At 75.1% G+C, this 22,050-nt stretch carries 16 protein-coding genes; 8 read left to right on the top strand and 8 right to left on the bottom strand.

The window, feature by feature from the left end; translation table 11 throughout:
* The coding region (locus GC157_15830; protein ID MBI1378927.1) for a DUF222 domain-containing protein at positions 1-795 on the bottom strand (795 nt) is incomplete at its 3' end.
* Between GC157_15830 and GC157_15825 the strand changes: the two genes are divergently transcribed.
* Positions 410-1,720: a hypothetical protein gene (locus GC157_15825; GenBank protein MBI1378926.1), complete on the top strand. Its 1,311-nt coding sequence runs from the start codon at positions 410-412 to the stop codon at positions 1,718-1,720. The two genes, GC157_15830 and GC157_15825, sit on opposite strands and share 386 nt — an antisense overlap.
* Positions 1,721-1,729: 9 nt before the next feature.
* On the opposite strand, the gene GC157_15820 is transcribed toward GC157_15825, so the two are convergent.
* Complete coding sequence (locus GC157_15820) at positions 1,730-2,443, bottom strand: gamma-glutamyl-gamma-aminobutyrate hydrolase family protein (protein ID MBI1378925.1); 714 nt, start codon at positions 2,441-2,443, stop codon at positions 1,730-1,732.
* Between the two features lie 6 nt (positions 2,444-2,449).
* Here GC157_15820 and GC157_15815 point away from each other — a divergent pair, with 6 nt between their 5' ends.
* Together GC157_15815 and GC157_15810 are read left to right on the top strand one after the other, a co-directional pair.
* Positions 2,450-3,307 carry an MBL fold metallo-hydrolase gene (locus GC157_15815; GenBank protein MBI1378924.1) on the top strand — a complete coding sequence of 286 codons (858 nt, stop codon included), beginning with the start codon at positions 2,450-2,452 and terminating at the stop codon, positions 3,305-3,307.
* A complete protein-coding gene (locus GC157_15810) occupies positions 3,304-3,810 on the top strand; it encodes a hypothetical protein (protein ID MBI1378923.1) in 507 nt (168 codons plus the stop codon). The genes GC157_15815 and GC157_15810 overlap by 4 nt, the downstream gene beginning before the upstream one ends.
* On the opposite strand, the gene GC157_15805 is transcribed toward GC157_15810, so the two are convergent.
* Complete coding sequence (locus GC157_15805) at positions 3,803-4,834, bottom strand: DUF389 domain-containing protein (protein MBI1378922.1); 1,032 nt, start codon at positions 4,832-4,834, stop codon at positions 3,803-3,805. The two genes, GC157_15810 and GC157_15805, sit on opposite strands and share 8 nt — an antisense overlap.
* Positions 4,835-5,066: 232 nt before the next feature.
* On the opposite strand from GC157_15805, the gene moeZ reads away from it, so the two are divergent.
* A complete protein-coding gene (gene moeZ / locus GC157_15800; GenBank protein MBI1378921.1) occupies positions 5,067-6,239 on the top strand; it encodes an adenylyltransferase/sulfurtransferase MoeZ in 1,173 nt (390 codons plus the stop codon).
* Positions 6,240-6,296: 57 nt separating this feature from the next.
* Here moeZ and GC157_15795 read toward each other — a convergent pair whose 3' ends face one another.
* Entirely contained in the window at positions 6,297-8,702 is a 2,406-nt protein-coding gene (locus tag GC157_15795; GenBank protein ID MBI1378920.1) for a hypothetical protein, read from the bottom strand.
* A gap of 49 nt (positions 8,703-8,751) precedes the next feature.
* On the opposite strand from GC157_15795, the gene GC157_15790 reads away from it, so the two are divergent.
* The 4 genes from GC157_15790 to GC157_15775 all read left to right on the top strand — a co-directional run bounded on the left by GC157_15790 (position 8,752) and on the right by GC157_15775 (position 16,371).
* Positions 8,752-9,159 carry a cysteine methyltransferase gene (locus GC157_15790; GenBank protein ID MBI1378919.1) on the top strand — a complete coding sequence of 136 codons (408 nt, stop codon included), beginning with the start codon at positions 8,752-8,754 and terminating at the stop codon, positions 9,157-9,159.
* A 100-nt stretch (positions 9,160-9,259) separates the two neighbouring features.
* A complete protein-coding gene (locus GC157_15785) occupies positions 9,260-12,565 on the top strand; it encodes an AAA family ATPase (GenBank protein ID MBI1378918.1) in 3,306 nt (1,101 codons plus the stop codon).
* A 26-nt stretch (positions 12,566-12,591) separates the two neighbouring features.
* Entirely contained in the window at positions 12,592-15,798 is a 3,207-nt protein-coding gene (locus GC157_15780; protein ID MBI1378917.1) for an AAA family ATPase, read from the top strand.
* A 30-nt stretch (positions 15,799-15,828) separates the two neighbouring features.
* Positions 15,829-16,371, top strand: a complete 543-nt coding sequence (locus tag GC157_15775) for an adenylate kinase (GenBank protein ID MBI1378916.1) — start codon at positions 15,829-15,831, stop codon at positions 16,369-16,371.
* 19 nt (positions 16,372-16,390) lie between these two features.
* On the opposite strand, the gene pntB is transcribed toward GC157_15775, so the two are convergent.
* From pntB to GC157_15755, 4 genes are all read right to left on the bottom strand, one after another.
* Positions 16,391-17,809 (bottom strand): Re/Si-specific NAD(P)(+) transhydrogenase subunit beta, encoded by a 1,419-nt coding sequence (pntB, locus tag GC157_15770; GenBank protein MBI1378915.1) that lies wholly within the window; start codon positions 17,807-17,809, stop codon positions 16,391-16,393.
* A gap of 3 nt (positions 17,810-17,812) precedes the next feature.
* Positions 17,813-19,336 (bottom strand): Re/Si-specific NAD(P)(+) transhydrogenase subunit alpha, encoded by a 1,524-nt coding sequence (locus GC157_15765; GenBank protein MBI1378914.1) that lies wholly within the window; start codon positions 19,334-19,336, stop codon positions 17,813-17,815.
* A 188-nt stretch (positions 19,337-19,524) separates the two neighbouring features.
* Positions 19,525-20,451 (bottom strand): hypothetical protein, encoded by a 927-nt coding sequence (locus GC157_15760; protein ID MBI1378913.1) that lies wholly within the window; start codon positions 20,449-20,451, stop codon positions 19,525-19,527.
* A gap of 121 nt (positions 20,452-20,572) precedes the next feature.
* Positions 20,573-22,050, bottom strand: a 1,478-nt coding sequence (locus GC157_15755; protein ID MBI1378912.1) for a DUF222 domain-containing protein, incomplete at its 5' end; no start/stop codon positions are given.

Raw genomic sequence — 22,050 nt, 5'->3', positions numbered from 1 at the left:
GTCGTGGCGGGCGATGAGCTTGTCGAGGTGCTTGCGCAGCTCCGAGGCGGTCAGGGTGCGGGCCTTCTCCAGCGCCGCCGCCTCGATCGTCGCGAGGACGTCGGTGTCGGTGATGTACCGGGTCTGGTCCACGAGGGCGGCGCAGTGTCGCTCGGTGATCTCCCCCGCGGCCAGCGCGGCACGGAAGGACGGGAAGGTCTCCTTCAGCGCGAGGGCGCGTTCGATCTCCTTCGACGCCCCGTACGCGCTGTTGCGGGTGGCGTAGGCGACCTCCTGCTCGGCCGCGGCCTCCGCGTACGAGCTGCGCACCGTCGGGTCCGGGCACGCCGTGTTCGCGAACGCGGCCTCGGCGGCCAGGCGCAGGGACGCCAGCCGGGCTTCGAGTCGCCCCACCACCGACAGGTAGTCGATCAGCTCGGCCGGCTCGGTGATCGCCTCGACGTCGACCTGCTCGAGCAGGATCAGGTCGGTCGCGTCGACGGGCTGCTGGAGCAGCGGCAGCAGTGCGCTGGGGTCGCCGGTGAGCCACGCGATCGGGTCGTGCACGTCCCAGTCCGGGTGGAACCCCAGCTCCACCGGACGGAAGCCCAGGGCGGTGTCCCGGTCGTCGACGGCGGTCATCGGGCACCTCCCTCGGGTCGCCGGTGTTTCGGATGAATGTGGGAATGCTACCTGGGACCTCCGACAGTCACAACCCCCAATCCCCAGCAATCCCAAGGGATTTCGCCGCATCATCATCCACAGGCTGTGGACGGGAGAGGCTGTCCACGGTCGCCGCACATCCGGCCGCGTCATCCGCCGACGCCGAGTCGAGCATCAGTCCCGACGTGCCGGTCCGGCGCCCGCCGTGGCCCACCGCAGTGATCGTCCACGGCGTCGGCCGCGGACCGTGCCGACCGCGGGACCGGGTGCGGCGCCGAGACCGACCACCCGTGTGTGGCAGTCTCCCGACGTGCGGCAGACGACGGACCTGGACAGCCGGTGGACCATCACCGGGCACATCAACGGCGGCTACCTGTGCGCGCTGGTCTGCGAGACGGCGAGCGCGTTCTTCGACGGCGCGCCGCCGCTGACGGCGAGCGTGCACTACCTGTCGACGGCGCGGGGCGGCGGGCCTGCCGACGTCGAGGTGGACGAGCTGCGCCGCTCACGGCTCTCGACGGCGCGGGTGCGGCTCGGCCGTGAGGGCACGCCGCTGCTCGAGTCGCTCGTCACCGCGGGGACGCCCAAGCCGGGGGAGCAGCAGCTCGACCACGCCGCTCGTCCCGACGTGCCGCCGCGCGAGGAGTGCCCCGAGGGCTGGACCGGGGACGCGCCCGGGATGGACCTGCTCGCGCACCTCGACGTCCGGCTCGCGCCCGCGGTGGCCGCGGCGTTCGGTCCGGGCGGTGCGCCGCTGCCGGTCGCCGAGGCGACCGGGTGGGTGACCTACGCCGACGGCGCCCCGGCCGACCGCTTCCTGGCGCTGGCCGCCTGGGACGTGCTGCCCCCCACGCTGTGGACGACCCACCTGTGGACCCATGCCCCCACGGTGAACGCGCAGGTGGTGCTCTTCCCCGGCGCCATCGAGGGCCCGCTGCTGGTGCAGGCGCGCGCGGACACCCTCGCGGAGGGCGTCGTCGACGAGACGGCACGGGTGTGGGACGTCACCGGCCGCCTCGTGCTCAGCTCGCGCCAGACCGCGCTCGCCGTGCCGGCGCACGTCGCCCCGGTCGGCTGACCGGCAGGCTCAGACCGCGGCGCCGGTGTGCCGGGCCGCACCCACCAGGGCCTCGAACAGGCGCCGGTCGGTCCCCATCTCCGGGTGCCACTGCACCCCGAGCACGAAGGCCGCGTCCGGGTCCTCGAGCACCTCGATCGTGCCGTCCGCGGCGTGCCCGGTGACGCGCAGCGAGCCCGGGTCGGCCACCGCCTGGTGGTGGCTGGAGTTCACCGTGGCGCTCGTCGTCCCCAGGATGCGCGCGACGAGCGAGCCCTCGGCGAAGACGGCGCCGTGCTCGACGAACTCGCCCGGCCGTTCGCGATGGGTCAGCCCGTAGCCGGCGGAGGGCAGGTCCTGGAGCAGGCTCCCGCCGGACTCGACGGCCATCACCTGCATCCCGCGGCAGATGCCGAGCACGGGCAGGCCCTCGACCCGGGCTGCGCGGTAGAGGCGGCGCTCCGTGCGGTCGCGGTCCAGCCGGGGGCGGTCGGTGGTCTCGTGCGCGGCGGCGCCGTAGTCCGCGGGGTTGACGTCGGCCCCGCCCGCGAGCACGAGGCCGTCGAGCCGGGCCACGATCGCGTCGAGGCTCGCCTCGTCCGTCACGGGCGGCACCACCACCACCGCGGCACCCGACTCCTCGAGCGCCTCGACGTAGGCCCGGTGCAGCACCACGGCGTCGACGTCCCACGCGCCCCAGGACGCGCGCTCGCCGTAGCAGGAGACCCCGATCACCGGTCGCATGGCGCCATGATCGTCGATGGACCTGCCGCGGGCCAGCACGCGCCCGAAGCACCTGCGGCGCGGCGCCGTCCCGGTCACACTCGCCCTGTGACGCCGTCCGGACCCGCCCGCCTCAGCGAGGTCGCGCCCGGCGTGTGGGTGGCGCAGTCGCGGTTCTTCCGGCAGAACAGCACCGTGGTCCTCGACGGGCGCGGGGGAGCGCTCGTGGTCGACCCGGCCTACTACGCCGACGAGCTGGCCGCGATCCCGCCGGACCTCGAGGCCCTGGGCGTGCGCGCCGTCGCGGGCCTGGCCACGCACCGGCACTACGACCACGTGCTCTGGCACCCGGACCTCGGCGACGTGCCGCGCTGGGCGACCCCCGGCACCGTGCGGGCCGCCGAGGAGCACCGCGAGGAGGTCGTCGGCCCCCTGCGGCGCGACCTGCCCGACGACCTCGTCGACCTCGCCGGCCGGCTCGCACCGATCGACGGCGAGGTGGTGGCGTGGAGCGGCCCCACCGCGGTCGTGCACGTGCACCACGCCCACGCGCCGCACCACCTCGCCCTCGAGCTGCCCGAGCTCGGCCTGCTGCTCGCGGGCGACATGCTCAGCGACGTCGAGCTCCCCATGCCCGACGACGCCGACACCGATCTGGTCGCCTACCGCACGGGGCTCGAGTCGCTCGAGGAGGTGGTCCGCCGCTGCCGCGTGGTGGTGCCCGGTCACGGCTCGGTGAGCGACGACCCGCTGGCCCGGTGGGCGGCCGACGTCGCCTACCTCGACGACCTCGAGCGCGCGGGGGACAGCGAGGACGGGCGCATCGGCCTGGACGGCATGGCCGAGCTGCACGCCGACAACCGCGGACGAGCCTCGCGCCGATGAGGCTCGGCCGGGTTCTCGCGTTGGGCTGCGTGGCCGTGTCGACGGCCTGCGCCCTGGCTCCCTCCGACCCCGCCAACAGCGCCGTCCGCGACGCCGTGGTGGCGCTGCCTGCGCCGCCCGGATGGGCCGAAGTCGGGGCGGCCGAGGGTGCCTGTGCGGTCATCAACCTCGACTGCCAGGACAGGAGCGTCCGACGGGTCTTCCGGACGACGGGCGACCTGTCGACCGCGTGCGCCGACCTCGTGGGCTACGTCGGCACCACACCGGCTCTGGCGGGGGCGGAGGCCCTCGCCGGGACGTCGTCGCAGCCTCCCGCGGAGGCCGGCTGCGTGGCGGCCGTCGCCGCCGGGCAGCCGTATGTCGTGCTGGCGCACGGGCCGGTGGCGGACTCCGGTGACTACCGCTGGAGGTTAGAGCTGGTCCCGGCCGCGGCCGGTCTCGAGCTCACGGTCGCGCTCGGCGATCCCCCCTTGGACCGCTGGCCGGACCATGCGGTCAGGTGACGGCGCCATCGGGGAGCGGGGGCGTCTCGCACGTGGTGCCGCCCGCCGGGCAGAGCCGGGTGCCGCCCACCACGAGCCGCACCACGAGGTCGTTGCCCTCGTAGCCCGCGGCGTTGAGCTGGGCCCGCAGACCGTCGACCGGGATGTCCGGGGGCGGCCCGAGCGCGGTCACGATGATCGCTCGGTTGACGACCGACACGGTGGTCACCTGCCAGCCCGCGGCGGCGGCCCACTCGCGCGCGATCGGCGTCGCCTGGCGCGCGACCACCTGGTCGTAGGCCACGCGGTAGGTGCCGACGGAGAGCGGGACGGCGACGAGCACGACCAGCCCCACGATCACGGCCATGGTGCGGCGGCCGATGTCCCCGTGCACGGCACCGGCCCGGCGGGCGATGTCGCGCACCTTGTAGAGGCGCAGCACGAGCGTCCCGGTGAGGATGATCGCCGCGACGTTCGTGCCGAACAGCAGCATGGCCTGGGAGGCGTCGGCGTAGCGGTGCACCTGGAGCAGGACGCCGACCACTGCGAGCGGGGGCACCAGCGAGATCGCGATGGCGACGCCGGGCAGCGCGTCGCTGATGTCGCGGCGCACGAGCGCGAACGCGCCGACGGTACCGGTGGCCAGGGCGCCCAGGAGGTCGATGAGCCGGGGGCTGATCCGGCCGGCCACCTGGGTGTTGGTGGCGTAGTCGTCCACGCGCACGCCGATGAGGCTGATCAGGTAGGCGACCGCGATGACCACGACGACGCCGCCCAGCACGTACCCGACGCTGCGCAGCAGGTGCGTGCGGTCGCCGAGCACGATGGCCAGCGCGATGCCCAGGATCGGGGTCATGAGCGGCGCGACGATCATCGCCCCGATGACCGTCGCCGTGCTGTCGGCGATGATGCCGGCCGTCGCGATGACGCTCGCGAGGACGAGCAGCACCCAGAACCTGCTCGCCGACGCGCTCCGCCAGTGGCGGTCGAGGAACAGCGCGTCGGTCATCCGGGTGATGTCGTCGGCGTCCACCCTGATGGCCATGGTCCCCCCCTGGTCGTGAGGCCTGCGCGCGGCAGGACGAGCACATGGTGCACGTCGGCGGGGCCGCAGGCGCGGCGATCGCGGCGACTCGCCCGCGGCGTCCCGGCGTTCCACGATGCGGACGGGGGGTCCAGGGGGTGGACCCGGTCGTCGGGAACAAGGACCGCCGTGGCACGGTTGGGATGCGCGTACGCCGTGCCCGCGACCCCGGGCGCCCGATCGAGGAGACGCCGTGTCCCTGCCGCCGCTGGTCGAGCCCGCCGAGGCTCTCACCGTCGACGAGGTCCGTCGCTACAGCCGGCACATCATCATCCCCGAGGTGGGGATGGCCGGTCAGAAGCGGCTCAAGAACGCCAAGGTGCTGTGCGTCGGCGCCGGCGGCCTGGGCAGCCCCACCCTGATGTACCTCGCCGCGGCCGGCGTGGGGACGCTGGGCATCGTCGAGTTCGACGTCGTCGACGAGTCCAACCTGCAGCGCCAGATCATCCACGGGCAGAGCGACATCGGCCGGCCCAAGGCCGAGTCCGCCCGTGACTCCGTGCTGGAGATCAACCCGCACGTGAACGTGATCGTGCACGACACGCGCCTGGACAACGACAACGTCCTCGACATCTTCTCCGGCTACGACCTCATCGTCGACGGCACGGACAACTTCGCGACGCGCTACATGGTCAACGACGCTGCCGTGCTCCTCGGGAAGCCGTACGTCTGGGGCTCGATCTACCGGTTCGAGGGCCAGGTGTCGGTGTTCTGGGACGAGCACGGCCCCAACTACCGCGACCTCTACCCCGAGCCCCCGCCGCCCGGGATGGTGCCCTCGTGCGCCGAGGGCGGCGTGCTCGGCGTGCTGTGCGCGTCGATCGGCTCCGTCATGGTCACCGAGGCGATCAAGCTCATCACCGGCATCGGCGACCCGCTCCTGGGCCGGCTGATGATCTACGACGCCCTCGAGATGTCCTACCGCACGGTGAAGATCCGCAAGGACCCGAACGCCCCGAAGATCACGCAGCTCATCGACTACGACGCGTTCTGCGGGACGATCTCCGAGGAGGCCGCCGACGCCGTCGTCGACTCCACGATCTCCGTCAAGCAGCTCAAGGAGATGCTCGACGAGCGCGAGCGCGGCGAGCGCGACTTCGTGCTCATCGACGTCCGCGAGCCCAACGAGTACGACATCGTGAGCATCCCCGGCGCCGTGCTCGTGCCCAAGGGCGAGTTCCTCACCGGCAAGGCCCTCGAGGACCTGCCCAACGACAAGCAGATCGTCCTGCACTGCAAGGTCGGCGGACGGTCCGCGGAGGTGCTCGCCGTCGTGAAGGGCGCGGGCTTCTCCGACGCCGTGCACGTGGGCGGCGGGGTCGTGGCCTGGGTCAACCAGATCGACCCGAGCCTGCCCTCGTACTGATCCCCTCGCGTCCTCCGGCCGGTCCCCTCGGGGGCCGGCCGGACCCGTTCCGCACGGTCAGAGCGCGCCCACGCGCTGGAGCCAGTTGAACGACCAGTAGCCGGGGATCGTCGGCAGCCAGAAGGTCAGCAGCCGGAAGAGCAGCGTGGCCGACACCGCCACGCCGGACTCGATGCCCGCCGCGGTGAGGCCGAGCACGTAGGCGGCCTCCACCGCGCCGAGGCCGCCCGGCGTGGGCGCCGCCTGGCCGAGGGTGGACCCGGCGAGGTACACCAGCGCGATGGCCGCGTAGTTGGCCGTGCCGGCCCCGAACGCCTCGCAGCACGCGATCATGCACAGGGCGAACGCGCCGTTGAGCAGCAGGATGCCGCCCACGCCCTCCGCGATCTTCCACGGCCGCTGCGCCACGGTGATCAGCCGCGGGCCCACCTCGGCCAGGATCGGCCGCACGCGGTCGGCGAGGATCTTGCGGACCGGCCCGAGCAGCAGCAGCAGGCCCAGCACGACGATCACGACGACGACGCCGATCACGGCCCACCGCGGTGGCGAGAGGTGCAGGTCCGCCGACTGGCCCGCGGCCACCGCGGTGGCGAAGAGCAGCCCCACGTGGATGAAGAACGCGAACACCTGGGAGACGCCGACGGAGGCTGCCGCCAGCGCCGGGTGCAGGCCGCTCTTCTGCAGGTAGCGCACGTTGACCGCGACGGCGCCCACGGTCGGCGGGGAGACCAGCGTGGCGAACGCGGCCGCGAGCTGCGCGGCGAAGGTGCGCAGGTGCGCCAGCCGCTCCGGCACGAAGCCGGACAGCGACAGCGACGCCCCCACGAACGTCAGCGCGGCCAGGCCCAGCGCCAGCAGCGCCCACCGCCAGTCCGCCTGGCGCACGAGGCCCACGAGGTCGACCTGGGCGAGCTGCGAGAGCAGCACGTAGGCCGCGATCGAGCCGGCGACGATGGTGAGCAGCGTGCGCGGCTTGATGCGGCGCAGCTCGAGCTGCTCGGTCTCGGCCGCGGACGGGCGCAGGGCGATGAGCTCGTCGCGCAGCGCCACGAGCAGCTTCTTGTTGCCGCGCAGCCGGCGCCGCGTGTCGGGCGAGAGCGCCACGGTCTGCAGCGCGGGCAGCGCGCGCACGACGCGGTCGGCGCCGAGGATGCGGGCACCGGTGGTGACGGCCCGCGGCGCGTCGGTGAGCAGCGCCGCCGTGACGAGCAGCTCCGCGAGGTCGATCCGCTCCTGGACGTCGCTCGCCGCGATCGCCCCGTGCTGCATGCCGGCCAGCCAGATCTGGCCGTCGTCGCCCATGATCAGCTGCTCGGGCGTGAGCGCGCGGTGGACGATCCGCTCGTCGTGCAGCGTGCGGACCGCGGCGAACACGCCGTCGAGGTCGCGGTCGCCGACGGCGCCCTCCGGGAGGTCGGCGAAGGTCCGGCCCTCGACGAGGTCGTAGGCCAGCAGGGTGGAGTCGGGGCCCACCTCCACCGCCGCCCGCAGCCGCGGCACGCGCCCGCCAGCGGCGGTGGCGGCGTAGGACATCAGGGCGGCGTGCTCGATCTGGGCGCGCATCGAGAAGACGCTCGGGTTCGCCGGGTCCGTGCGCAGGCGCAGGTTGCGCCACACGGCCGAGGCCAGCCCCGCGCCCTCGAGGTCGCGGTCGAACACGAGCACGCGCAGCCGCTCGAAGCCCCGGGTGTGCGCGGTGTACTCGCGCCCGCGCCGCGTGTTCTTCGTCGCCCTCAGGATGGTGATGGGGTGTCCCGCGCGCTCGAGCACATCCGCCACCTGGACGCCGGAGGGCCGCGTGGTGGGCGTCCCGAGCGAGTACCGGGTCGCGAGCCCGACCGCCCAGCCGAGCAGCAGCGACAGCACGATCACCGTGACGTTGTTGGAGCTGGTGGTGAGCTGCACCACCACGACGGCGCCGACGGTGAGCACCGACAGGCCGCCCCAGCGGCCGCGGCCGAGCAGCCGGGCCACGGTGACGAAGGCGACGAGCCCCGCGATCACGGGGCTGAACGCCGGGCGGCTGCCGCTGGCGTCGTTCGTGATGGCGACCAGCAGCCGCTCCGTGGCGAACGCGCTCATGAGGTAGCTGCCGAGCACGGCGAGGCCGACCGCGATGACCGTCGCGCCGGCCGAGTCGACGAGCTGGCGCGCGCGGCGGCGCACGAGCAGGTCCACCGCGGCGGCCACGGGGAGCGCCAGCACGCCCAGGCCGCCCACGAACGCCAGCGCGGTGCGCAGCAGGGCCGGCAGGCGGCTGCCGAAGTCGACGAGGTCCTGGTCGATGCCCGACGACGTGGCGGTGAGGAAGTAGGAGACCGCGACCACGGCGGCGAACGCGATGACCGCGACGGCCAGCCGGAGCAGGTCGATCGGGCGGCGCACGCGCCGCGGGATGACGCCGTCCTCGATGACGAGAGTGCCCTGGCCGCCGTCGTCGATCTCGGGCACGGTCCGGGACATGGGCACGATCGTCGCATCCGCGACGCCGACCGGCCGGGAGGACGGCAGGATGACGGACGTGACGTCGACCTCCTCCCGCGCCCCGCGGCGGCCGCCGGCGGCCGATCGCGAGCCCCTCGCGGAGCCGGGCGCGGGCCTGCCGACGCCGTTCGCCGAGGCCGTCCTCGACCTCGTCGAGCGCATCCCGCCGGGGCGCGCGATGGCCTACGGCGACGTCGCGGCGGTGCTCGGCACGGGCGGCGCGCGGGCGGTGGGCACCGTGATGGCCCGGTTCGGGTCGGGCGTGCCGTGGCACCGGGTGGTGCGCTCGGACGGCTCCCCGCCGCGCGGCCACGAGGCCGAGGCGCTGCGCCGCCACCGGCGCGAGGGGACGCCGCTGGCCGCGGCCGGCACCCGGCTGGACCTCGCGGCCGCCCGCTGGTGGCCGGGGGACGAGCCGTCGGCACCCGCCCGCTGACGGGGCAGGTGTCGCGGCCCCCGGTGTCGGCGCGGCGTGGTGGGATCGTCCCGTGAGCGCGGACGGGGTCGGCACGGTCGAGGGGCACGGCCCCGCCCTCGTGCTCGACCGCACCGCCCCGCTGCCGCTCGACGCCCCGGACCTCGACGCCGAGCAGCGCCGCGTCGTCGCGCACCGCGGCGGCCCCCTGCTCGTGCTGGCCGGCCCCGGCACCGGCAAGACCACCACGCTGGTCGAGGCCATGGTGGCCCGGCTGTCCGGCCCGGACCCGCTGCACCCGGACCAGGTCCTCGGCCTCACCTTCGGCCGCCGCGCCGCGCAGGAGTGGCGGGCCCGGGTCACCGCCCGGCTCGGCGGCGGTCTTGTGCCGCAGGTGGCGACGTTCCACTCCTTCGCCTACGCACTGGTCCGCGAGCACGCCGACCCGGTCGCCTACGCCGAGCCGCTGCGGCTGCTGTCCGGCCCCGAGCAGGAGCTGCGGCTGCGCGAGCTGCTCACCGGGTCGGTGCGCGACGGCCGGCTCGACTGGCCCCCGGAGCTCGCGGCCGCCCTGGGCACCCGCGGCCTCGCGGCCGAGGTCCGCGCCGTCGTCGCCCAGGCCCGGGCGCTGGGCCTCGACCCCACCGACCTCGAGTCCCTCGCGTCCGGCGCCGGCGCGCTCGGCCCGGCCTGGCGCGCCGTGGGGCAGTTCCTGGGCGAGTACCTCGACGTGCTCGACGCCGAGGGCGTCACCGACTACACCGAGGTCGTCCACCGCGCCGCCCTGCTGGCGCACGACCCGCACGTGCAACCCGGGCTGCACGCGCGCTACCGCGCCGTGTTCGTCGACGAGTACCAGGACACCGACCCCGCTCAGGTGCGGCTGCTCGCCGGGCTGGTCGCGCCCGGCGCCGAGCTGGTCGTCGTGGGCGACCCCGACCAGTCGATCTACGCGTTCCGCGGCGCCGACGCGCGCGGCATCCTCACCTTCCGCGAGCGCTTCCGCGCGCCCGACGGCTCACCGGCGCCGGTGGTCGTGCTCACCCGCACCCGCCGGTTCGGTCCCGTGCTGCGCGAGGCGGCCGGCCGCGTGCTGCGCTCGGCCGCGCTCGGCCCGCTGCCCGCCGACGTGGTGCGCGCGCACCGCTCGCCGGTATGCGAGGGCGCGGCGTACGGCGACGGCCGGGTCGAGGTGCGCACGTTCGACTCGGAGTCGGCCGAGGCCGGCCACATCGCCGACGCGCTGCGCCGCGCGCACCTCGAGCAGGGGGTCCCCTGGGACGACATGGCGGTGCTGGTCCGCAGCGGCCGCCGGTCGGTCGGGCCGATGCGCCGTGCCCTGGCCGCCGCCGGAGTCCCGGTGGAGGTCGCGGGCGACGAGCTCCCGCTGCACGAGGAGCCCGCCGTCGCACCGCTGCTGGCGATGCTCGCGGCGTCCGTCGACCCCCACCACGAGGACCCCGCGGCGCTCGACGAGACGGCCGTGCACGACCTCCTGCTCTCGCCGCTGGCCGACGCCGACCCGGCCGACCTGCGCCGGCTCGGGCGAGCCCTGCGCCGGGTCGAGCGCGAGGCCGACCCGGCCGCCCGGCCAACCCCCTCGGCCACGCTGCTGCGCCGGCTGCTGCTCGACCTCGCCGCCGACCCGGCGGCGCCCGTGCCGGTGTCCGAGTCCTCCTCGGGGCGCGACGCGCGTGCCCGCTTCGCCCTGGCCGCGGTGCGCCGCCTGGCCCGGCTGCTGCGCGACGCCCGGGCCGTCGTCGAGCGGCACGGCGGCACCGAGGAGGTGCTGTGGGCGGTGTGGTCCGGCTGCGCGGCCCGCGGCGGCTCGGGCTGGCCGCACCGGCTCGAGTCGGCCGCGCTGCGCGGGGGAGAGGCGGGCCGGCGCGCCGACGCCGACCTCGACGCCGTGCTCGCGCTGTTCGCCGCCGCCGAGCGCGTGGAGGACCGGTTCGGCGGCCGTCGCGGCGTCGCCAACTTCCTCGCCGAGCTGCGCGAGCAGCAGATCCCGGCGGACACCCTGGCCGAGCGCGGGCTGCGCGGCCCGGCGGTGCGGCTGCTCACCGCGCACCGCGCCAAAGGGCTGCAGTGGCGCCTCGTCGTCGTCGCCGGCGTGCAGGAGGGGGCCTGGCCCGACGTCCGCCGGCGCGGCTCGCTGCTCCAGCCGGACCGCCTGCACGTCAGCGGACTCGTGGCACCGCCGCCGCCGGCCGCCCTGCTCGCCGAGGAGCGCCGGCTGTTCTACGTCGCCTGCACCCGCGCGCAGGAGCGGCTGATGGTCACGGCGGTGCGGTCCGTACTCGACGACGGGCCGCAGCCCTCGCGCTTCCTCGACGAGATCGCCGGGCACGAGCTCGGCCCCGCCGACCACCTGCCCGGTCGGCCGGCCAGGCCGCTGTCGGTCGCGGGCCTGGTCGCGCAGCTGCGGGCCACCGCCGCGGACCCCGACCGCCCGCCGGCGCTGCGCGAGGCTGCCGTGCGACGTCTCGCCGTGCTCGCCTCTGCCGAGCACGAGGGCCGCGCGCTCGTGCCGGCCGCCCGGCCCGAGCACTGGTGGGGCCTGGCCGAGCCGACCTCGTCGGGCACGCCCGTGCGCCCCCTCGACGAGCCGCTGGCCTTCTCCGGCAGCCAGCTGCAGGCCATGACCCGATGCCCCCTGCAGTGGTTCCTCGGCCACGAGGTGCACGGCGAGGTGGCGCGCACCACGGCGCTCGGCTTCGGGTCGATCGTCCACGTCATCGCCGACGCCGTGGCCCGCGAGCAGCTGCCCCCGGACCCCGACGCCCTCGACGAGCGGATCGACCAGGTGTGGTCCGAGCTCGGCTTCGAGGCCGTGTGGCAGTCGCGCTCGGAGCGGGTCGCGGCCAGCGAGGCCGTGCGGCGCTTCCTCGCGTGGCACGACTCGCGTCCGGACCGCACGTTCCTCGCCAGCGAGCACAAGTTCGAGGTCACCGTGGCCGTCGGCGAGCGCGGCGTCGCCCTCCGCGGGTCCTTCGACCGGGTCGAGGTCGACGCCGACGGCGCCGTGCGGATCGCGGACCTCAAGACCCAGAAGTCCAAGCTGCGCGCCGAGGACCTGCCCCAGCACCCGCAGATGGGCGTCTACCAGGTGGCGGTGCGCGAGGGCGCGCTGCGCGAGCTGCCGGCCGAGCTGCTCGAGCAGGCCGGCCTCGCCGGCCCGCCGGAGAGCCCGCCCGTCGGCGGGGCCGAGCTCGTCCTGCTGCGGCTGGGCAAGGGGGGCCAGCCCGAGGTGCAGCCGCAGCCGCCGATCGGCGACGGGCTCACCTGGGTGGACGTCGCGCTGCACGAGGCCGACTCCCACGTGCGCACCGAGTCGTTCCCGGCCCGCCCCGGCGAGTCGTGCCGGTTCTGCTCGTTCCGCCGGGCCTGCCCGGGCACCGACGAGGGCCGGGAGGTCCTGCCGTGACCCAGCAGGCCTTCGACCTCGAGACGCTGCCCGCCTTCGGGCCGGGCGACCTCGTCGAGCTGCTCGGCGTCCCCTTCAGCGACGAGCAGCTCGAGGCGATCACCGCGCCGCTGCGGCCCTACGTCGTGGTCGCCGGCGCGGGCTCCGGCAAGACGACGGTCATGACGGCGCGCGTCGTTTGGCTCGTCGCCACCGGGCAGGTGCGGCCGGAGCAGGTGCTGGGGCTCACCTTCACCACCAAGGCGGCGGGCGAGCTGTCCGCCCGGGTGCGCCGGGCGGTCACGCGGCTCGCGGACCGCACCTCCGGCGTCCCGCTGGACCAGGTGGGCGAGCCCACGGTCGCCACCTACCACGCGTTCGCGGGCCGCCTGCTCGCCGAGCACGGGCTGCGCATCGGGGTCGAGCCGGGGGCGCGTCTGCTCACCGAGGCGGCCTCCGTCCAGCTCGCGCACCGGGTGGTCACGCGCACCCGGCGCGACCTGTCGCCCCTCGGCTACGCCGTCTCCTCGATCGTGGAGCAGGTCCGCGCGCTCGACTCCGAGCTCGCCGAGCACTGCCTCGAGCCGGCCGACCTGCGCGCGTGCGACCTCGCCTCGGTGGCCGAGGTCGACGCCCAGGCCAAGCTGTCCGCGGCGGCGCGCACCCTGCGCGAGACGGCAGTGGCCCGCATCGAGGTCTCCCACCTCGTGGACGAGCTGCGGGCCGCGCGCACGGCCCGCGACCTCGTCGACTTCTCCGACCAGATGCGCTTCGGCGCCCGGCTGGCCGAGGAGTGCCCGGAGGTGGGTCAGGCGGTGCGCGAGCAGTTCCCCGTGGTGCTGCTCGACGAGTACCAGGACACCTCGGTGGCCCAGCGCCGTCTCCTCACGGGTCTCGTCGGCGGCGGCCACCCGGTCACCGCGGTGGGCGACCCGCTCCAGGCGATCTACGGCTGGCGGGGGGCGAGCGTCGCCAACATCGACGGGTTCCCACAGCACTTCCCGCAGCGCGACGGCTCGCCCTCGCCGGTGCTGCGCCTGTCGGAGAACCGGCGCTCCGGCACCCGCATCCTCGAGGCGGCCAACGAGCTGGCCGCGCCGCTGCGCGGCCTGCACCCGCAGGTGGCGCCGCTGGTGTCGCCGCGCGCGGAGCGCGGCGCCGGCGGGGTGCGCGTCGCCCTGCACGCCACCTACGCCGAGGAGATGGCCTGGGTGGGCGAGCGCGTGCGCGAGGTCGTCGACGCCGGCACGCCGGCCGGCGACGTCGCCGTCCTCGCCCGCGCCACCTCGGACTTCCCGGCCCTGGTCCGTGCGGTCACCGAGCGCGGCGTCGCCGTCGAGGTCGTCGGCCTCGACGGCATGCTCACGCTGCCGGAGGTGGCCGAGGTCGTCGCGATCCTCGACGTGCTCCACGACTCCACCGCCAACCCGTCCCTGCTCCGGCTCCTCACCGGCCCGCGCTGGCGCATCGGCCTGCGCGACCTCGCGCTGCTGGGCGAGCGGGCCGCGGTGCTGGCCGGGAGCGGGCACCGCGACACCGAGGACGTCGACGAGCAGCTCGACGCCGCGGTCGCCGGCGTCGACCCGGCCGACGTCGTCTCGCTGCTCGACGCGCTCGACGACCCCGGCCCGCTCGACTACGACCCGGTCGCGCGTGACCGCTTCGCCGCGCTCGCGGCCGAGATCCGGCTGCTGCGCCGCAGCGTGGGCGACCCGCTCCCGGACCTGGTGCACCGCGTCATCACCGTCACCGGCCTCGACGTCGAGATGGCCTCGGCGCCGGAGCTGCTCCGCCTGCACCGCGCGGAGGGGCTGGCGTCCTTCGTCGACCTCGTCGCCGGCTTCGCCGACTCCGAGGGCGACGCGACGATCGGCGCGTTCCTGGCCTGGCTCGCCATCGCCGCCCGCTTCGAGTCGGTGCCGGAGCTCGACCGTCCGCCGTCGCCGGACGCCGTGCAGCTGATGACCGTGCACCGCGCCAAGGGGCTCGAGTGGCCCGTCGTGGTGCTGCCGTGCCTCACCGCGGGGGTGTTCCCGCAGTCGCGCGGCATCGCGCGCTGGACCTCGTCGGTGCGCGCGGTCCCGTTCCCGCTGCGCGGCGACGCGGCGTCGCTGCCGCGCCTGCCCGGCCAGAGCGCGGCCGACCACAAGGCGTTCGTCGACGAGTGCCGGGCCTACAGCGCGCTCGAGGAGCTGCGGCTGGTGTACGTCGCCGTCACCCGCGCGGAGCGGCTGGTCCTGGCCAGCGGCTCGTGGTGGGGGCCCACGCAGAGCCGCCGTCGTGGCCCCTCGCCCTACCTCGAGTCGCTGCGCGAGCGCTGCCTCGACGGGGCGGGCGAGGTCGACGCCTGGGCCGACGAGCCGGCCGAGGACGCCACCAACCCGGTGCTGGGCGACGTCGACGAGGTGCCGTGGCCGCCCCGCCCGGACGCCGACCTCGCGGCCCGACGCCGGTGGACCGCCGACGGGGTCGCGGCGCACCTGGGCCTCGATGTCGCCGACCTGCGCGCCGAGCACGCCGGGCTCGCAGCGGCGCCGGCCGCCTCGCCGCTGCTCGGGCTCGACGCCGGGGAGCTCGAGACGGTGCGCGGCTGGGACGACGACATCGCGCTGCTGCTCGAGGAGCGCCGGGCGGAGGGGGCCCGTACCCGGCGCGTGCCCCTGCCGTCCTCGCTGTCGGCGTCCGACCTCGTGCGGCTCGCGGCCGACCCCGAGCTGTTCACCCGGAGGCTGGCCCGCCCCGTGCCGGCCGCGCCGGCCGCCTCCGCGCGGCGCGGCACGCGGTTCCACGCGTGGGTCGAGCAGCACTTCGGGCTGCGACCGCTGCTCGAGCCCGACGACCTCCCGGGTGCCGCCGACGCCGAGATCGACAGCGACGAGGACCTCGCCGCGATGCAGCAGGCGTTCCTGACCTCGCCCTACGCCGAGCGCACGCCGCTGGCCGTCGAGGTGCCGTTCGCCCTCGTGCTCGCCGGCCGCGTCGTGCCGGGGCGCATCGACGCGGTGTTCGCCGCCACCGACGCCGCCGGGCGCACCCGCTTCGAGGTCGTCGACTGGAAGACCTCGAAGCGCCACGACGCGGACCCGGTGCAGCTCGCCATCTATCGCGTGGCCTACGCCGAGCTCCAGGGTGTGCCGGTCGACGACGTCGACGCGGCCTTCGTCTACGTCCGCGACGGCGCCGTGGTGCGGCCCGACGAGCTGCTCGACCGGGCCGCCCTCGAGTCGCTGCTCGGCGGCCGCCCCGGCGCCTGACCGGGGCCGCGCCGACGTAGGGTCGGCGCCGTGAGGCGCGTGCTGGTCGGGGGGATCACCGGCTCCGGCAAGACGACCTTCGCCCTCGAGCTGGCCCGGCGCACCGGCTTGCCCTTCCACGAGATGGACGCCCTCTACCACGGCCCCGGCTGGACGCCGATCCCCACGTTCGCCGCCGACGTCGCGGCGGTGGCGGGGGGCGACGCGTGGGTGGTGGACTCGCACGGCTACACCGAGGTCCGCGACCTGCTGTGGGCGCGCGCGGACACCGTGGTGTGGCTGGACTACCCGCGGCTGGTCGCGGCGTCGCGGGTCACGCGCCGCTCCTTCGTACGAGCGTGGACCGGCGAGCCGATGTTCAACGGCAACACCGAGACCTTCCGCGCGTGGCTGGACCCGGAGCACCCCGTGCAGTGGGTGTGGAGCCAGTACGCCGCGCGCCGCGCCGACATGCTCGAGCGCTTCGCGGACCCGCGCTACGCGGGGTTGCGCAAGGTGCGCCTCCGCTCGCCCGCCGCGGCACGGCGCTGGCTCGACGTCGCCGTGCCCGGGCTGCGCGCGGGCCGCGGCTGACCCGGACCGCCCGCGCGCGTCACAGCGAGCGGACGATGTCCTCCACCCGGTCCTTGGCGTCGCCGAAGAGCATCGCGGAGTTGTCCCGGAAGAAGAGCGGGTTCTGGACGCCGGCGTACCCGGAGGCCATGGAGCGCTTGAAGATGATGACCCGGCCCGCCTCCCACACGCGCAGCACGGGCATGCCGGCGATCGGGCTGGTGGGGTCGTCCTCGGCGGCGGGGTTGACCGTGTCGTTGGCGCCGATGACGAGCACGACGTCGGTGTCGGGGAAGTCGTCGTTGATCTCGTCCATCTCCAGGACGATGTCGTAAGGCACCTTCGCCTCGGCCAGCAGCACGTTCATGTGCCCGGGCAGGCGGCCGGCCACCGGGTGGATGCCGAACCGCACGTCGGTGCCGTTGGCACGCAGCTTGCGGGTGAGCTCGGCGACGCCGTACTGCGCCTGCGCCACCGCCATGCCGTAGCCCGGCGTGATGATGACCGAGCGCGCCTCGCGCAGCAGCTCGGCCGTCTGCTCGGCGTCGACCTCGTGGTGCTCGCCGTAGTCCTTGTCCTCCGCGGGGCCGGCCTCGATGCCGAACCCGCCGGCGATGACGGAGATGAACGAGCGGTTCATCGCGCGGCACATGATGTAGGACAGGTAGGCACCGGAGGAGCCGACCAATGCGCCGGTGACGATGAGCAGGTCGTTCTCGAGCAGGAAGCCCGAGGCCGCGGCGGCCCAGCCGCTGTAGCTGTTGAGCATCGACACCACGACCGGCATGTCGCCGCCGCCGATGGACGCCACGAGGTGCCAGCCGAGCAGCAGGGCGATCACGGTGACGGCGACCAGCAGCCAGATCTGCGGGGCGACGACGAACCACACGGTGAGCGCCGCGAAGGCGACGAGCGCGCCGACGTTGAGGATGTTCTTGCCCGGCAGCATGAGGGGCTTGCTGTTGATGCGGGCGGACAGCTTGAGGAACGCCACGATCGAGCCGGTGAAGGTCACGGCGCCGATGAACACGCCGATGAAGACCTCGGCGTGGTGGATGCCGAGCGTGCCCTGCGCGGTGAGCAGGTCGGCCTCCGCCGGGTCGGCGCCGCCCTCGACGAGGAGGTAGCCGTTCCAGCCGACCAGCACGGCGGCCAGACCGACGAACGAGTGCAGCATCGCGATGAGCTCGGGCATCCCGGTCATCTCGACGACGCGGGCGCGCCACAGGCCGAGCGCGGCGCCCACGACCATGGCGACGCCGATGAGCATGAGGCCCAGCGACGAGACGTCGCGGGTGATCGCGAGGGCGATCGTGGCCACGAGGGCCACGGTCATGCCGGCGATGCCGTAGGTGTTGCCGGTCTTGGCGGTCTCGTGCTTGGACAGGCCCGCCAGGGCCATGATGAACAGCAGGGCGGCGACGAGGTAGGCCGCCTGGGCCAGCGATTCGACGGTCACGGGTCAGCTCCTCGAGAACATGGAGAGCATGCGACGCGTGACGGCGAAGCCGCCGAAGACGTTGATGCTGGCGAGCAGGATGGCGACGAAGGACAGCGTCGTGATCGCCGCGTCGCCGTGGCCGATCTGCAGCAGCGCGCCGACGATGATGATCCCGGAGATCGCGTTCGTCACCGACATCAGCGGCGTGTGCAGCGCGTGGTGCACGTTGCCGATCACGTAGTAGCCGATCACGATCGCGAGGGCGAACACCGTCAGGTGGCCGCGCAGCGCGGCCGGCGCGGCGGCCACGAGCAGCAGGAGCAGCGCCGCGATCACACCGACGATCGCGAACCGGCGACCGGGCGAGGGTGGCGGCGGTGGCGCCGCTGGTGGCGCGGGCGCCGGCGCGGCCGGGGCGGGGGCCGCCGAGACCGCCACCGCAGGCGGCGGCCAGGTCACCTCGCCGTCGCGGGACACGGTGATGCCGCGCTGCACGACGTCGTCCCAGTCGAGCACCAGCACGCCGTCCTTGCCCGGCGTCATGAGCTTGAACAGGTTGACCAGGTTGGTGCCGTAGAGCTGGGAGGCCTGGGCGGCCAGGCGACCGGGCAGGTCGGTGTAGCCGAGGATCGTGACGCCGTTGGCGGTGACGACCTTCTCGCCCGGCACCGTGCCCTCGACGTTGCCGCCGTTGGCGGCCGCGAGGTCCACGAGCACGCTGCCCGGCTTCATGCTCGCGACCATCTCCGCGGTGATGAGCCGCGGTGCCGGCCGTCCCGGGATCAGCGCCGTGGTGATGATGATGTCGACGTCGCGGCACTGCTCGGCGTAGAGCGCCGCCGCGCGCGCGTTGTAGTCGTCGGACATCTCCTTGGCGTAGCCGGTGGTGCTCACCTCCACGTCCGCTGCCTGCACGGGCAGGTACTCGCCGCCGAGCGACTCGACCTGGTCGGCCACCTCGGGGCGCGGGTCGGTCGCCCGCACGATCGCGCCGAGGCTGCCGGCGGCGCCGATGGCAGCCAGGCCCGCGACCCCCGCACCGACGACGAGGACCTTCGCCGGCGGCACCTTGCCGGCGGCGGTCACCTGCCCGGTGAAGAACCGGCCGAACACGTTCGCGGCCTCGATGACGGCGCGGTAGCCGGCGATGTTGGCCATGGAGCTGAGCACGTCGAGGGACTGGGCGCGCGAGATGCGCGGCACGGCGTCCATGGCCAGGGCCGTGATGCCGCGGCGGGCGAGGTCGGCGAGCAGGTCCGGGCTCAGGGCAGGCGCGAGCAGGCACACGAGCGTCGTGCCGGGCCGCATCGCGTCGAGCTGCTCGGCCGACGGCGCGTTGACGCCGAGGACGACGTCGGCGCCCGTGGCCGGACCGACATCGGCACCGGCGTCGGCGTAGGCCTGGTCGGTGAAGCCCGAGCCGGTGCCGGCGCCCGGCTCCACGACGACGTCGTAGCCGAGGCCGACGAGCTGCGTGACGGTGGCCGGCGTCGCCGCCGCTCGGGTCTCCCCGGTCCTGGACTCCGAGAGCACTCCGATGATCACGCTGCTCCTCCTTCGCCGGCGCAGGCCGGGCCGGATCGGTCGTGTCCCTGGCGTGCGAACGGCCGGCCGGGCCGGCCGCCGGACGCGCACGTCCTCAGCGGAGGCTAGTCCGGCCGCGGGTGCGTTGACCGACCGGCCGGGCCGGTGGGTCCGTGCGACGCGTCACACGCTGCGCGGTGCCCGAGGTCTCACAGGTCGACGTCGACGGTGACGGCGGCGTGGTCGCTGACGGGGAGCAGGTGGACCTCGGGGCGGGCGGAGACCCGCTGCTGCTCGGTGAGCCCGTCGGCGAGCACGTGGTCGAGCTGGGCCCGGGTGCGCATCGAGGGGTAGGTGGCCGCGCGCAGCAGCGGCGTCCAGCCGGTGACCCGTGCCGGGATGACGCCGGGGAGGTTGAAGTCGCCGAGCAGGACCACCGGCCGCGGCAGGTCGTCGAGCCACGCGCGCAGCCGGCGCAGCTGGCGCACGTTGTAGCCGGGGACGAACGACAGGTGCGCGGTGGCGACCGTGAACGGGCCGCGCTCGCCGGACACCACGGCGGCGATCGCCGCCCGGGGCTCGTCGGGCACGTGCACGAAGCGCGGGCGCGGCTGGGCCGGCACGAGCAGGGGCAGCCCGAACGGAGCGGGGTCGAAGCGGGTGGTCCGCCACTCGAGCACCGGCCGGCGCGACACGAGGCCGACGCCGTAGAGCCGCGGCCCGTCGGCTCCCGGCAGCATCGCTGCCCGCAGGTCCGCTCCGGCGTCGTCCCCGCCCGGGTCGGCCGCGCCGCCCGCCGCGGCAGGCGCGCCCGATGAGTCGTGTCTGGCGTGGACGGGGTCGACGGCGTGGTCGAGCGCGGAGGTCGCCGGCGACCAGCCCGGCTCGCCGGGGGTGCCGAGCACCGAGGGGGCGAAGACCCAGAACGGCGCGTCGAGCGCCTCGGCCACCGCGCGGACCTGGTGCGCCCGGCCGCTGCGCGGCTGCGCGACGTCGACCTCCTGGAGGCCGATCACGTCCGCGTCGAGGCGGCTCACCGCTTCGCGCAGGGGCCCGTCGCCGTCGACGACCGGCGGGCCCACGACCGCGCCGGTGGAGTCGCGCTGCGGCTGCGGCACCCCGCCGAGCACGGGCATGCCGTGCAGCAGGTTGTAGGTCGCCAGCCGCACGGTCACGGGTGCCAACCTAAGGCCCGCTCGTCACGACGGCCCGGCGAGCGTGCGGCCCGGGTCGCCCGGTCGGGGCGAGCCGGTCGAGTCAGCAGGGCGGGCGTTCCGGCGGACCGCCCGTGCCGGCGGCGGGGTGCTCGCCGGTGGCTTCCTCGGCGCCCGGGTGCGCGGGTGCGGCGCAGGACGGGGGAGGTGGTCCGGCCGGCGGTGCTGCGGGTCGTGGTGGTGGTTCGAGGACCGGCTGGGCCGGGATGCGGATGCGTTGCCGCCATCGGGTGACCCACGTTCCGGACCCGTCGGGGGCGCTGTCCTCGATGGTCGCGTGCCCGGCGGTCTTCACCTGGTGGCAGCGCGAGCACAGGCCGCCGCAGTTCGCCGTGTCGCTGGATCCTTCGGGGAACGGGAGCGCGTGGTCCATCTCCTGCGCCCGGCGGGTGCACCCGGGGCGGCGACAGACGGGGTCGCGGTGCAGGACGTGCTCGCGCAGGGCGGCGGGGAGGTACTGGCGGGTGCCGTAGTCGAGCAGGTGCCCGTCGACCGGGTCGACGACCACGCGTCGCCAGCAGTCGGCGACCCCGGCGACCTCACGGGCGATCGGGGCCGGGATGGGCGTGCCGTTCAGCAGTGCGAGTCCGTCACGCTCGCCGCGCAGCGTGTCGAGGTCCATGACGACGTGCAGTTCGGCCTGGGTGCGGGAGGCGTCGTAGACCAGCTCGCCTTCCTCGTCGCGGGTCCCGAGCACGAGGGCGGCCATCGCATCGGCGCGGCAGGCTCCCGAGGCGGCGTCCTCGTTCCCGGTCCGCAGCGCCTCGGCGCCGCCGCGCTGCGCGCGCAGCGCCTTGCCCGCGGCATCGATCGCGTCGAACACCGCGTCGATCACCGGCGCCTGGTGCGTGACGCCGAGGAACGCCATCCCGTCGCCGATCGGCTGGCGGTACACGTCCCGCGTTGCGACGGCCTTGTGGGCGCGGACGGTGGCGTCGGGGTCGTGGCGGGAGATGAGCTTGTCGAGGTGCTTGCGCAGCTCCGAGGCGGTCAGCGTGCGCGCCTTCTCCAACGCCGCTGCCTCGATCGTCGCCAGCACGTCGGGGTCGGTGAGGTACCGGGTCGCGTCGACCAGCGCGGCGCAGTGTCGCTCGGTGATCTCCCCGGCGGCCAGCGCGGCCCGGAACCCCGGGAAGGTCTCCTTGAGCGCGAGGGCGCGTTCGATCTCCTTCGACGCGCCGTAGGCGCTGGTGCGGGTGGCGTAGGCGACCTCCTGCTCGGCCGCTGCCTCCACGTACGAGCTGCTGACCCTCGGGTCCGGGCACGCCGTGTTCGCGAACGCCGCCTCGGCTGCCAGGCGCAGGGACGCCAGTCGGGCTTCGCGCCGCCCCCCGCCCGCCAGGTAGCCGATCAGCTCGGCCGGCTCGGTGATCGCCTCGCCGTCGACCTGCTCGAGCAGGATCAGGTCGGTGGCGTCCACCGGCTGCTCGAGCAGAGGGAGAAGTGCGCTCGGGTCGCCGGTCAGCCAGGCGATCGGGTCGTGCAGGTCCCAGTCCGGGTGGAACCCGAGGCCCACCGGGC

The sequence above is a fragment of the Frankiales bacterium genome, assembly GCA_016125335.1.
Lineage (GTDB): Bacteria > Actinomycetota > Actinomycetes > S36-B12 > CAIYMF01 > Longivirga.
Note: the sequence above shows the minus strand (reverse complement) of the source record. Positions and strands in the feature narration are given on the sequence as shown.

Excerpts from the sequence above, each read along its gene's own strand:
- GC157_15760 (MBI1378913.1), bottom strand. The coding sequence starts at position 20,451 with ATGCCCGTGCTCGGCGGGGTGCCGCAGCCGCAGCGCGACTCCACCGGC.
- GC157_15810 (MBI1378923.1), top strand. The coding sequence starts at position 3,304 with ATGAGGCTCGGCCGGGTTCTCGCGTTGGGCTGCGTGGCCGTGTCGACG.
- GC157_15790 (MBI1378919.1), top strand. The coding sequence starts at position 8,752 with ATGACGGACGTGACGTCGACCTCCTCCCGCGCCCCGCGGCGGCCGCCG.
- GC157_15805 (MBI1378922.1), bottom strand. The coding sequence starts at position 4,834 with ATGGCCATCAGGGTGGACGCCGACGACATCACCCGGATGACCGACGCG.
- GC157_15795 (MBI1378920.1), bottom strand. The coding sequence starts at position 8,702 with ATGTCCCGGACCGTGCCCGAGATCGACGACGGCGGCCAGGGCACTCTC.
- GC157_15820 (MBI1378925.1), bottom strand. The coding sequence starts at position 2,443 with ATGCGACCGGTGATCGGGGTCTCCTGCTACGGCGAGCGCGCGTCCTGG.
- GC157_15815 (MBI1378924.1), top strand. The coding sequence starts at position 2,450 with ATGATCGTCGATGGACCTGCCGCGGGCCAGCACGCGCCCGAAGCACCT.